General features: G+C 35.3%; 14 protein-coding genes. 9 read left to right on the top strand and 5 right to left on the bottom strand.

All coding sequences use genetic code 11. The annotated features are described in order from the left end of the window. Positions 1–71 precede the first annotated feature (71 nt). From BUC21_RS02025 to BUC21_RS02005, 5 genes are all read left to right on the top strand, one after another. The gene (locus BUC21_RS02025) at positions 72–1,181 is read left to right on the top strand and encodes an MBL fold metallo-hydrolase (protein WP_217653499.1); all 1,110 of its coding nucleotides are present in this window, start codon (positions 72–74) and stop codon (positions 1,179–1,181) included. A gap of 120 nt (positions 1,182–1,301) precedes the next feature. Then, positions 1,302–2,147, top strand: coding sequence for an aldo/keto reductase (locus BUC21_RS02020; protein ID WP_073398862.1), 846 nt, complete (start codon positions 1,302–1,304; stop codon positions 2,145–2,147). Between the two features lie 32 nt (positions 2,148–2,179). Next, positions 2,180–3,328, top strand: a complete 1,149-nt coding sequence (locus BUC21_RS02015; protein ID WP_073398861.1) for an iron-containing alcohol dehydrogenase — start codon at positions 2,180–2,182, stop codon at positions 3,326–3,328. 235 nt (positions 3,329–3,563) lie between these two features. After that, on the top strand, positions 3,564–4,940 hold the full coding sequence (locus BUC21_RS02010) for a glycoside hydrolase family 27 protein (protein WP_073398860.1): 1,377 nt from the start codon (positions 3,564–3,566) through the stop codon (positions 4,938–4,940). A 113-nt stretch (positions 4,941–5,053) separates the two neighbouring features. After that, on the top strand, positions 5,054–5,458 hold the full coding sequence (locus tag BUC21_RS02005) for an A1S_2505 family phage non-structural protein (protein ID WP_073398859.1): 405 nt from the start codon (positions 5,054–5,056) through the stop codon (positions 5,456–5,458). A gap of 118 nt (positions 5,459–5,576) precedes the next feature. On the opposite strand, the gene BUC21_RS02000 is transcribed toward BUC21_RS02005, so the two are convergent. After that, positions 5,577–5,888: a hypothetical protein gene (locus BUC21_RS02000; protein ID WP_073398858.1), complete on the bottom strand. Its 312-nt coding sequence runs from the start codon at positions 5,886–5,888 to the stop codon at positions 5,577–5,579. 286 nt (positions 5,889–6,174) lie between these two features. Here BUC21_RS02000 and BUC21_RS01995 point away from each other — a divergent pair, with 286 nt between their 5' ends. From BUC21_RS01995 to BUC21_RS01980, 4 genes are all read left to right on the top strand, one after another. Beyond that, positions 6,175–6,444, top strand: a complete 270-nt coding sequence (locus tag BUC21_RS01995) for a hypothetical protein (protein ID WP_073398857.1) — start codon at positions 6,175–6,177, stop codon at positions 6,442–6,444. A gap of 290 nt (positions 6,445–6,734) precedes the next feature. After that, positions 6,735–6,971, top strand: coding sequence for a CDGSH iron-sulfur domain-containing protein (locus tag BUC21_RS01990; protein WP_073398856.1), 237 nt, complete (start codon positions 6,735–6,737; stop codon positions 6,969–6,971). Between the two features lie 437 nt (positions 6,972–7,408). Further along, a complete protein-coding gene (locus tag BUC21_RS01985) occupies positions 7,409–8,686 on the top strand; it encodes a hemolysin family protein (RefSeq protein WP_073398855.1) in 1,278 nt (425 codons plus the stop codon). 37 nt (positions 8,687–8,723) lie between these two features. Next, complete coding sequence (locus tag BUC21_RS01980) at positions 8,724–9,197, top strand: copper resistance protein NlpE N-terminal domain-containing protein (RefSeq protein WP_073398854.1); 474 nt, start codon at positions 8,724–8,726, stop codon at positions 9,195–9,197. A gap of 21 nt (positions 9,198–9,218) precedes the next feature. Here BUC21_RS01980 and BUC21_RS01975 read toward each other — a convergent pair whose 3' ends face one another. From BUC21_RS01975 to BUC21_RS01965, 4 genes are all read right to left on the bottom strand, one after another. Then, entirely contained in the window at positions 9,219–10,433 is a 1,215-nt protein-coding gene (locus tag BUC21_RS01975; RefSeq protein ID WP_073398853.1) for a DUF6051 family protein, read from the bottom strand. Positions 10,434–10,590: 157 nt separating this feature from the next. After that, a complete protein-coding gene (locus BUC21_RS16560) occupies positions 10,591–11,058 on the bottom strand; it encodes a hypothetical protein (protein WP_245797048.1) in 468 nt (155 codons plus the stop codon). A gap of 69 nt (positions 11,059–11,127) precedes the next feature. Beyond that, on the bottom strand, positions 11,128–12,060 hold the full coding sequence (locus BUC21_RS16555; protein WP_245797047.1) for a DUF3943 domain-containing protein: 933 nt from the start codon (positions 12,058–12,060) through the stop codon (positions 11,128–11,130). Between the two features lie 12 nt (positions 12,061–12,072). Next, the gene (locus tag BUC21_RS01965; RefSeq protein WP_073398852.1) at positions 12,073–13,212 is read right to left on the bottom strand and encodes an LA_2272 family surface repeat-containing protein; all 1,140 of its coding nucleotides are present in this window, start codon (positions 13,210–13,212) and stop codon (positions 12,073–12,075) included. Positions 13,213–13,220 lie beyond the last annotated feature (8 nt).

Here is a 13,220-nt window from a genome sequence, read left to right as displayed (position 1 = left end):
TATTTCGTTAAAAAATAAAAGTAGAAAGAACCTGCCTCATAACAGGCAGCCTCTTTTAATAGAGTTAATTTATGAAACGTATTATGTATATCTCATTTACAACATTATTCTTTTTATCTCTAGTATCTTATATAGTCCTGGGCAGAACAAATTTTGGAAAACTTCCTAAAGGAGAAAGATTGGAAAGAATCAAACAATCTCCTAATTACAGGAACGGTGAATTTCAGAATCAGTCTGTTACGCCAACATTTACCGGTCAGGATAGTCAGCTGACAGCTATATACAAATTCCTTTTCGGAAAGAAAGAACGGGTTACTCCCCTCGATTCCATTCCGGTTATCAAAACAAATCTAGCCAGCCTCGATCCTCAGAAAGATGTATTGGTATGGCTGGGACATTCATCTTATTTTATTCAAATTGATGGAAAAAGAATCTTGGTCGACCCGGTTCTGGATGATCATGCATCTCCTTTTTCATGGATGATTAAAGCTTTCAAAGGCTCTGATGCTTATAAAGCAGAAAATATTCCGGATATTGATTATCTTTTTATCACGCACGATCACTGGGATCATCTGGATTATGAAACTGTGATAAAGATTAAACCGCATGTAAAAAAAGTAATTTGCGGATTGGGAGTTGGATCTTATTTTGAATATTGGGGATATAATCCGGCTTCAATTACTGAATTGGATTGGTATGAGCACACTGATTTAGATAAAAACTGGATAGCTACCGCCACTCCTGCACGCCATTTTTCCGGTCGCGGTTTAAAGAGAAATAAAACTCTTTGGGCTTCTTTTGTACTTCAAACTCCATCCATGAAAATATTTATTGGAGGCGATGGCGGATATGATAAGCATTTTAAAGAGATAGGAAATAAGTTTGGTCCCATAGATTTAGCTATACTGGAACAAGGTCAATATGACCAGCGATGGAAATACATTCATTTACTGCCCGAACAGGTTTTTCAGGTTGCTCTTGATTTGAAAGCTAAGAGTCTATTACCTGTTCATAATTCAAAGTTTGCTTTGGCAGCACATCAATGGGATGAGCCATTGAATAAACAGGTAAAGGATGCCAACCATTACAAAATTCCGGTACTAACTCCGATGATTGGCGAACCGGTAAACTTAAAAGAGACTACTCAGCAGTTTTCTCAATGGTGGAAAAAACTTAAATAAAATGTATCTGTAATAATGGTATGCATATCAGTAATTTGTATAACAATCACTTAAAAAATAGAGGATAAATTTGCATCGTGAATAAAAAACTAGGATACAATAAATTATAGAAAGATAATTATGCAAAAAGTAGTATTAAATAATGGCGTTGAAATGCCAATCCTTGGATTTGGCGTTTATCAGGTTACTGATGCCGAAGAATGTGAAAGAAGTGTTTATGATGCTATAGTTGCCGGTTATCGGTCAATTGATACTGCCGCTGCTTATGGAAACGAGGAAGCTGTGGGTAAAGCTATCAAAAGAAGTGGTGTAGCAAGAGAAGAGTTGTTTATCACCACAAAGCTTTGGATTCAGGATGCCGGTTACGAGAATACAAAGAAAGCTTTTGAGAAGTCATTAAACAATTTACAGTTAGATTATCTGGATCTGTATTTGATTCACCAACCCATTGGAGATGTTTATGGTTCTTGGCGAGCTATGGAAGAACTTTATCACGAAGGCAAAATCAAAGCAATAGGTGTCAGCAACTTTCAGCCGGACCGTTTAATAGATTTGATTCTTCATAATGAGATAGTTCCTGCAGTGAATCAGATTGAGACTCATCCGTTCTGTCAGCAAATTGAGACTGCAAAATTCCTGAAAGAGAATAATGTTCAGATTGAATCATGGGGACCATTTGCTGAAGGCAGAAATAATATCTTCAAAAATGAATTACTGATTTCGATTGCACAGAAATACGAAAAGAGTGTTGCACAGATTATTCTTCGCTGGTTAACTCAAAGAGGAATTGTGGTTATTCCAAAATCGATTCACAAGGAAAGAATCATTGAGAACTTCAATATTTTCGATTTTGAGCTAGCAGAGGAAGATATGGATGCAATTATATCACTTGATATGAAGAGTAGTAGTTTCCTGGATCATCGTGATCCTGAAATTGTGAAATGGTTAAGCAACGCAAGATTTTAAACTAAATAAAAACAATTTAAACAATAATTAAAATGAAAGATTTCACATACTACAATCCTACCCGCATAGAATTCGGAATGGGCAAAGAGAAAAACATAGGAAAATATATTGCTGAATATGGTGTATCAAAAGTATTAATCGTTTATGGTTCAGAACGAATAAAAAAGAGTGGTTTGTTTGATACAATTGCAAAATCTTTATCTGATAATGGAATAAACTTTGAGCAATTAGGCGGTGTGCAGAGTAATCCGTTATTGAGCAAGGTATATGAAGGTATTCAGCTGGCTAAAACGAAAGACCTCGAAGCTGTACTTGCTGTTGGTGGTGGTTCTGTACTGGATTCATCAAAAGCTATTGCTGCAGGAGCTGCATACGAAGGTGATGTTTGGGATTTCTTTACTTATAAAGCTGTGCCCGACCGAGCATTAAAGATTTTCGATATTATGACGCTTGCTGCTACAGGTAGCGAAATGAACAACTATGCTGTTGTTACAAAAGACGAGACAAAACAAAAGCTTAGTCTTGCGGGTGCTGCTACATACCCTACCGTTTCGGTAATAAACCCTGAGCTGCAGACTTCTGTTACAAAAGAGTATTTGGTTTATTCGGCAGCAGATATTTTTGCTCATAGTTTAGACATGTATTTATCAGCTACTTATTTGCCTGAATTCATTGCCGGACACGTTGAAAATATACTTAAAACTGTAATGCGTACCACTGAAATTCTATTGGTTGACGAAAACAATCTTGAAGCAAGAGGTGAATTTGCGTGGGCTGCTACACAAGCTTTGAATTTCACTACTTTCTGCGGAGTAGAAAATAACCGTTTCGATACACATTTTATCGAACATACATTATCAGCTGAGTATAATATTGCTCACGGTGCCGGGCTGTCTATTATTGTTCCTGCATGGATGAAATGGCAAAAGAACAATCTTCCTGAGCGCTTCGAGCAGTTTGCTAAAAACATATTCAATATTGAAGGAGCAGATGCAGGAATTGAGGCTTTAAAACAATGGTATTCAAAAATTGGAACTCCTGTAACATTAAAAGAAGGTAATATTCCGGAAGAAGATATTCCTGCATTAGTTGAAAAACTATCTGCTGTTGCCAGTATGTGGGGAGCGGAAAGTCTCTATACCAAAGAGATGATTACAACTGTGCTAGAAAATGCAAAGTAGTTGAAATACCTCGTATATAGGAGATCTTGAAAAAGGTTCTTTATTATGGTACCGAAGCATTACAGGTGGAAAATATAAAAAATAAGCCTGTTATGGATGAAGTTCATAAAACTGGAAAGCAATGTAATAGAGTCATAAATGATCAAAATTCGACCATTTATGGCTTTATCTTTTCTTTTCAACATAAATTTTAGTTGTATCTTTGGGCAAAAGAATAGAACTAACTTTTGAACTTATGAAAAACAAATTACTACTTTTTGCAGCAGCAGCATTGCTGAGTGTATCTTCACCCCAATTATCAGCACAAACAAAATCATTTAAAAAAGGAGAATTTAAACAATGGGCACAGACTCCACCTATAGGATGGAATAGCTGGGATTGCTACGGACCTACTGTGACAGAAAGTGAAGTTAAAGCCAATGCAGATTATATGGCTGCCAATCTTAAAAGCTACGGATGGGAATATATTGTTGTTGATATTCGCTGGTTTGTTGAAAACGACAAGGCGGGAGGATATAATGAAAAGGATCCAATTTATGTAATGGATCAATATGGTAGATATATGCCGGCTCTGAATCGTTTCCCTTCGGCAAAAGATGGCAAAGGTTTCAAGGCACTTGCTGATTATGTTCATTCCAAAGGGTTGAAATTTGGTATTCACATTATGCGCGGTATTCCTAAAGTGGCTGTCGAGAAAAAGCTACCTATTAAAGGGACTAACGGTATTACTGCTGATCAGATTTATTCTACAGAACTTCAATGCCAATGGCTGCACGATAACTATACTATTGTAGCCGACAAACCGGGTGCTCAGGAATATTATAATTCTATATTCGAGCTTTATGCTTCCTGGGGAGTAGACTTTATTAAGATTGACGATTTATCTCGTCCTTACCATCTGGGAGAGATTGATCTTATACGTAATGCTATTGATCATTGCGGACGTAAGATTGTGCTAAGTACTTCTCCGGGAGAGACTCCAATAGAGAATGCTGATCACGTTCGTACTCATGCAAATATGTGGCGTATGGTAGATGATGTATGGGATACTTGGGGACATGTTACTCATCTTTTTGATATTTGCCAGAAATGGTATCCATATATTGCTCCGGGAACATGGCCTGATTGCGACATGATTCCATTGGGACGTATTTCTGTTCGTGGTGAAAGAGGAAACGATCGTATGACTCGTTTAACCAAAGACGAACAATATACATTGATGACTTTGTTCACCATTTTCCGCTCTCCACTGATCTTCGGTGGCGATCTTCCTAGCAATGATGCATTTACCTTATCTCTGCTTACCAATAAAGCTGTATTGAAAATGCATCGCGAAAGTAAAGATGTTCGCCAGCTTTATCAAAAAGACAAGAAAGTAGCCATCACTTCTAAAGATTCAAAAACCGGTGAAACATATCTGGCTCTGTTTAACTTATCTGATGACAAAGCTGCCCAGAAAGTTAGTGTAAATCTGGCAGACTTAGGTATTAAAGGTAAATGTATAGTAACTGATATGTGGAGTGGTAAGAAAGTTGGAACTTTCTCTAAAGAATTCTCACAATCATTTAATAGTCATGCCTGCGGTTTGTATAAACTAAAAACAATAAAGTAGCAGCATTAACCAGGAATGAGTTAAATTTCAGATATTTAATTCATTCCTGATGAACAATATGCAAATGTACTAGTTACATTTATATATTAATTAATCAATAAATCCGCATTATTATGAATCAGATTCCAAGAGGTAGAATTACTAATCCTTGCATTACACAACTCATGGAGGATGAGATTTTTGTTTTTGGATCTAACCTGGAAGGTATGCACTATGGCGGAGCAGCCAGAACGGCATGCCGATGGGGAGCAATAATGGGACAAGGAGTAGGTATGCAGGGACAGACTTATGCAATTCCTACAATGTCGGGATCTGTTGCATCCATTGTTCCGTTTGTTGATGAGTTTATACGCTTTGCTAAAGCAAATTCCGATATGCGTTTTTTAGTTACCGAAATTGGTTGTGGCATAGCTGGTTTCACACCAGCTGATATAGCTCCATTGTTTCGTGATGCCGTATCTGCTGAAAACATCTGTCTGCCTGAAAGATTTTGGGAAGTACTATTAAAACAGACTTAAGAAATGAGATAAAGCCTGTCTAAAAAGATTTTAGGCAGGCTTATTATTTTTACTTCATACAAAATGCAGAACAATCCTAAAATGCAAAAGGTGAAATAACAAAGCAAAAATCAGGTATTTATAAATGGAATGGATCTTCTACCACAATGTTCCGTCTCAAAGCTTCCTGACTATCTATATCCGTAACCTGTAATTCTGTAGAACCTTTCTTTTTATAATATAAATCACCTTTTTCTTCGGTCTCAAATTGCAATTCTTCCCATATTTTACCCAGATAATGCTTGTTGCAGTCTTTATCTATAAAGAATTCAACCTCATCTTCTGATTCATCGGTTAACTTCTCAACGAATATATCTTTGGGGTCGAGTTTCACAAAAACATTTTGATCGATAGTTTCGTCGTAGCATTCCCAAAATCTATATTTTCCCATAGTAGTATTTATTTAGAGGTTAATAAATCAGGAACAATTTGTTGCGACCCAACTTTAGGTCTTTCAATTAATGAAACACCTAAAAATAGCTTATTGTTTTGACATAAACAAGGATTTTAGCCTTAATTTTAAGTAGTAAACATTATTATCATCTACATTAGTTAATAAGACTTCAACTGGCATGCACAGACTTAACATGAACAAATCATTTTTTGCATTGTTGATAAATTATATCAATCAGATATTTACTCTTAATCTGATTTATTAACCTGAAAATTAATCATATATGGGAAAAACAAAAAACTTAACTCAGATTTACGGATACTTGGTTTGCCTTGTATCTATAATTGTATTTCTTACCTGCGTGACCTCTATAATTAATGCAGTAATTGATAAAACAGATCCTCTTCATTCAACTTATGACTCCCAACAACTAGCCACATTCGAAGTTTATAAGCTTGAGCAGATGAAGTCTTTCAATACGAAAGACCCTGAAATAAAGAAAGAATTACCTAGTGATGCTCAACTTCGGAATATCTATAATGATATAAGGTAAGAAAAAATAAACCGGGTTGTTTTTCAATCAAATAAATCGATCATTGTAAGCAGTAGTTTAATTTTGCTATGCATTATTTTTTTCTGGACTCACTGGCGTGTAGCACACAAAAACTTTTTTAAAATTGAAGAAGAATCTTGATTGCTAAAATCTTTTCAAACTTTTCATCCTTTTGCTTGCATATACCATGTTTTTTGTCGAATATTGCCTTATGACAATTGTCGAACAAAGGAATAATTGATTTACTCAACAATTAAAAAAACAATTAATCAAGAGAGAAGGAGGAAAGAATGGAACCTAAAATGGCCAAGAAAGGCCCATTTGCAGTAGAGTTGGAAGCTGGAAAGGAATACAACTGGTGTACTTGCGGTCAAAGTAAGAACCAGCCATTTTGCGATGGTTCTCACGCTTGTACGGAGTTTACTCCACTGGCTTTCACCCCTAAAGAATCAGGAAAGGCTTTTTTATGTGGATGCAAGAAGAGTAAAAATCCACCCTATTGTGATGGAGCACATACAAAGCTCTAATCAATTCTAAAAACAATTTTATATTTATCACTATTTATGACCTTTGATTTGAAAATCAAAGGTCATAATTCTTTATATCTGCAGAACTATTTCAATGACAAAACGGTGGCAGGTTCGCTTGCTATGACTTCTTTGTTAATTGAAAAAGCATAGGATACTGCAACAAAAAGAACATTTAGTTAATCCATCGGATTAGCTAAGGACAAATAAAGAATAACACTTTTAATAATAAGTAGACTTTATTCATTTAAGGTCTACACCTTATTATATATTAGACTACTCCTTTTTATTAAAAAGAGTAGGTCTTTAATCCATTTATTCATCAGTGATTTGCTAAACTCTGGTTATATTATAGAAAAGTATATAACAAAAGTTCTTAATTGTTGCAAGAAACGAAATAAACATATAAATTCGCATATAATCATTAAACAAGCACGATGGAATTTGCAATTATATTGCTTCTCTTGGTTCTCAACGGAATCTTCTCTATGTACGAAATCGCATTAATTTCATCAAGTAAAGCGAGACTGGAGACATTGGCCAGTAAAGGAAATCAATCTGCCAAAAATGTACTTAAGCAGTTAGAAGAACCAGATAAATTTCTCTCTACCATTCAGATTGGAATTACTCTTATTGGAATTGTATCCGGAGCTTTCGGTGGAGTTGCCGTTGCTCATAATGTGGAACCGCTTTTTAAAATGATTCCAGCCACCGAGCCCTATGCAGCAGACATGGCACTGATTATAACAGTTGCTTTTATTACTTACTTATCTCTTATTATAGGCGAGCTGGTACCTAAATCCATCGGTCTGTCCAACCCCGAAAAAATTGCAATTACACTTTCTCCTTTCATGTCGGTAATAACAAAAATTACTTATCCTTTTGTATACCTGCTAAGCGTATCTACCAAACTATTAAATAGGATTCTTGGAATTAAAGGACATGAACGTACTATTACACAGGAAGAATTGAAAGTTATTCTTCATCAAAGCTCAGAACAGGGAGTTATTGATAAAGATGAAACGAACATGCTGAGGGATGTGTTCCGTTTTGCCGACAAGCGGGCTAATGAATTGATGACTCACCGCACAGATGTGGTTTTTCTTCACACGGATTACACTCAGAAAGAGGTTTTGGACATCATTGATAAAAAACACTTTAGCAAATACTTACTAACAGATAGTTCTCAGGATGAAATTATTGGTGTGGTATCCGTAAAGAATATCATAACAATGATTGGCTATGACGGAACATTCGATCTGAAAAGCATTGCCCAGCCCCCACTCTTCATACCGGAAAGTCTTTATGCCAAAAAAGTTCTGGAACTGTTCAAGAAGAACAAAAACAAGTTTGGCGTTGTAGTTAACGAGTATGGCGGAATAGAAGGTATTATCACTTTGCACGATCTCACAGAAAGTATATTTGGTGATATACTTGAGGAGAACGAAGTGGCCGAAGATCCTATTGTAAAGCGAAAAGATGGCTCTTACCTGGTAGATGCATCCATGAATCTTGGAGATTTTATGGAAGAAATGGGCATTTTGTTCTACGATGATCTCGAAGGCGAAGATTTTACTACACTTGGTGGATTAGCTATGTTTTATATCGGACGTATTCCCAAAGCCGGGGATATATTCACATATCAGAACCTGCAATTCGAAGTAATGGATATGGATAATGGAAGAGTTGATAAACTCTTGGTAATTATTAAATAAAAGAACTATTTTCCACTCACATAAATCAATTATTATCATGAAAAAATTACTATTTTTATTAGCTTTGGCAGCTATGGTGTCTTGCCAGCAGAAAACGAAAGATGCAACTGCAGAAGGGGCAGCAAAGGACAGTACCGAAGCAAAACTGGATCCGGCATTGGGTGCACTGCAAACAAAAACGTTCGAAGGTGTTCTTCCTGCTCAGGGCAAAGGATTGCGTTACACTCTTACTGTGAAGATTCAGGAAAAGAGTGACAACGGCACATATGAATTGCTAAAAACTTACATTGAAGGATATGAAGGTAAAGACCTTACATACGCTCAGAATGGTACTGTAAAAACTATCCATGGAACAAAAGCTGATAAAAACGCTATCGTTTGGGAACTTACTCCTGAGAAGAATAGCGAAATCAGTTATTATCAAGTTGAAAATGACAAAGTTATTATGCTTTCTCAAAAGATGAACAAAACTCCGGATTGGAAGAAATATGTTCTCTCTTTGAAAAAATAAAATTCAATCAATATGCAACTTCTACAAATAGAAGTTGCATATTCTTTCAAATGCTTTATTGAATTCCTTATCTACTGCATCAGCAATAGAGGTAAGTGCCGGGAAGGGATCTTCATGCTTATAAGGATAGCTAAAATCCAGAATATCTACTTCAATAGGTATATCTCTTTTTATTCCCTGTAATGTATTAATCACCTCATAAGGAGGAACCACCGTATCTTTTTCCAGAGTAACAGCTAATACACGATTATGCATTTCGCGGAATCTATTTTCTCTGAAGCTGGTGAATGTTTTATAATTCAGCATACTGCGGAAATTAACTCCTTCGGGATGAGAATCACCTAAGTATGTTCGCAACATCTTATCACGTTTCATATGACTTTCCAGATGTTCTACCACAAATGAGTAAAGGCTTACATTTGCTTCGCTGTCTAATATAAACTTAGAAACAGGAGAAAGCCGGTTAAATACAGCCCCTCCACAAAATAAACACAGTTTAGACTTTGAGAAATATCCTTCATAATTAGTCATCATCAATATTTGCGCCAAAAAGCCACCAATGGAATATGCAAAGAAATCAATTGAAGCATCAGCCTCAATATCCGGATGCTGATTTGCTTTGATATCTTTCATTAATGATATTACATCATAATAAGTTTGTAAACCGGACCATATAAAACGTTGCGGCTTATTATGAAGACGAGTGCTGATAGCAACATTGGATAATGTAGAACAAATAACTTCGGGATGTCTACTCTTTCTTTGCTGACTAATAGCATACATCTGATGTGAATCACTCCAGCTAAGAGGTGCACGATTCATATGGAAAGCAATAGGGAATAACAAAACAGCCTTTCCGGTTTTATCGACCAAAGTCTTTGCCCATGTAGAATATTTAGCCCAATGCTTTTCATTGAAACCATGAAACATGAGAATAACTTCTTTAACCTTCTGGTTTCCGGCAGGGCGAAACATATGGTAACGGAAATGAATGTTTTCAGGAATCTCTGCGTCACTCATATTAAGCATATCCTGAATAATATCCGGTTCATAATCGGGATCCTCCGAAGAACAATACTCGTATGTATCATGATTATAAGCTCCACCAGGTAGAATATCTCTGGATTTAGAATCAAAATCAAAGTTTCGGACAATTACATTATCATCTATTATAATTTCGTCGTCCTCATAATTTAGCAATTCTTTAAGCTTTGCGTGTAAGTCAACGTATTTCATAAATAACCTCCATTTATGTTGTTAAACGCAAATATATAGCTAAACAGACATAAATGTTACAACTATTAAGCAAAATTATATATAAAATTAACTTCCTAAAGTTATTATTGTATTGTTCTTATAATCTATAGACGCACGAACGTCTTAAATTAAATTACTACTTTAAACCAAAAGTATATTTTAAGCCTAAACGAATTTCAAACGTACTAGAAGTTACATCTTCATGGTAATCATAATGTGATTTCCTGAAATATAGGAAAGAACCAAAAGTCGCTTTCCAACAAGAAGACAGATTAAGATTCATAACGGGATTAAGAATAAAAAAGGCTGTATTTCCTTTATCTCCCTGAGTATTTAGATATAAATATGGATCTTCTGTACTTTTAATCTCTGCGTCGCTATATCCTTTCCATGTAAACAAATTATAATAAAAAAGATTTAGATCAAGACTTCCATATTTCCGGGATTCTATAGATGTATAATTTTTTATACTATATCCACTTCCAAGGTTATAATTACGACCTAATCTATAGTAGTCAGTTAAAGTACCTCCAAGCAAAACTAAATTCAAATAAGTTCTGTGCCAAATGGATACTTTCTTTGTTGCAGGGAATAAATATGCCATTCCTAAACCAAATGTAGCTCCTTCTGCAAGTTTAAAAGGAATACTTTTTGAATCTTTAAGTACAATTTCTTAATTATAATAATCAAAGTGTTGAAAAAGACCTATTAATGCTTTATGTCCGGGCAAAGGTTCATAGCATTTTGCTGCAAGTTTAGCCACCAAACTAACATTGCTAACAATAGGTTGAGTTCCACCCAAGTTAAAAAGTACATTAAATTTAAAGAAATCATAAGGCTTAGTAGTTTCATTGCTCAATATGTCTCCATAATTCATCTGATATTCCAAATATGCATTATTGTTTTGTCTAAAAAAACGATTATCATCAGCCATGTAACGATCACCTAAACTTACAGATATATTCACAGGTATTTTTTCATAATCAATATATTTATAATATTTATGTCTCACTTTCCAGGCTTTACCAGTAATAATACGGTTGAGTCCTCTTACCGGAGAAACAACAGTACCTACAAATTCACGCCATAAACGAGCAGCCCCCGTTTTTGAGTCGTCAAGTACTAAAGTCGAAAGTCGATAAGAGACCTCTCCAAGAGCTGCACCTCCAAAGCTGGTACTTAGTAAGTCGTTAATGGACGGCGGAGTTGTTTCAGCACATAATTCCCACGAAAAGCTTCCCATAAAAGAATAAGGAAGGGATTCCCAGTAATTGAGGCCATTACTACGAGCTGCACTAAAAAACAAACTACCATGAATAGGATGAAGCAACTGATTGGAAGCAAAAAGATCGTTATCCCATACAAAACCTCTTTTAATATTTGTACGAATAGTATTAATACTGATCTTTGCATAATCTGCTTTTCTCTCAAAACGATTGTCGGCCCAGATCGCTGCATTTATCATTACATTCTCAAAAGCAGCCCTCCATGGATGTTTTCTCATTCGAACAGAATCATTGTAAACAAACAAAGAATCTGCCTGCTGAGAACAAATCTCACCCATCGTCAATATAGAAAGAATTATATATGCAAGTAATCTTTTCATCTTTGTATCCATTTAAAATAGTACTATACCAAACTCTACAATTGGTTTATTTTCAAAGGTTTCCTTAGAATCGTAATGCCTTGTATGGGAATACCCTCCTGATGCAAAAATTCCAAATCGGTGAAATGGGTGAAACTCAAGATTGCATCTTGCCTGCAATGAATATAAACGATTAGGAAAATCTGTTTTATTGCCATCATTAAGATTCTCGATGTGATTATAACCAGCATCAGCACTGATATAAAATACTCTAAAGACATTTACTCCAAGCCCAAATCTATAAATAATGGCACCTGAGGTTTTATTATCAAATGTTTTATAATTAGTACCTATACCTATAATTGTATAGGAATAACCATTTCTGAAACGAACTGCCAAATTATTCTGAACTATATTACTTTCATATGCCATTAATTGAATTCGTGTTCTGGGACTTATATTAACCAATCCAAGCTTTACAGCTGAGGTGTCTTCGCTATAATTTATAATCCCTATCTGTAGTCCACGTACCTCTCCTGTACTAAAATTTAATAATCCAAGCTGAAATCCTTTCACTCCTGCGGCATAATTACCTGCACCTATCTGAACTCCATGAATTCTATCAGCACAAACATTTGATAAAGCTGATATTTGAAAAAGATTTGAAGAAGATGAAGCTATATTTACTCCTAAAGAAGCCTGCAAACCACTAAAATTAGATCCGGCCATATTTGCAGCTCCAGCTAACTGTAGTCCTCTTGAGTTTCCTATTGAAAAGTTTGTAATTCCTGCAATCATAATACCTTTTGTATGCATTACATTGGTATTCTGAATCGTTGCAATCTGAATTCCATGCATATGTCCCTTTACCATATTAAACAATCCTGAGATTTGCAATCCTTTCATATTTCCATTTACATATTCTCCCACTCCAGAGAATGTTAATCCATTTATATTTTCCTGATTTTTATGAGCTAAAATATTTAACCCAATTCCATTTAATCGATAAGTCTTAGAATATAATCCAATACTAAAATTTATTGTACAAAGCGAGTCGTAGGAAGCTATTGCTACAGGATTCCATATAGAAAAGTTAATGGGATGAATCTTGTTTTGTGCATTAAGCAAAACAATTGATAGAATCATCAATATAGCCACTATTAATCTTTTCATTATACTTG

Source organism: Bacteroides luti (assembly GCF_900128905.1).
Classification (GTDB): Bacteria; Bacteroidota; Bacteroidia; order Bacteroidales; family Bacteroidaceae; genus Bacteroides; species Bacteroides luti.
Note: the sequence above shows the minus strand (reverse complement) of the source record. Positions and strands in the feature narration are given on the sequence as shown.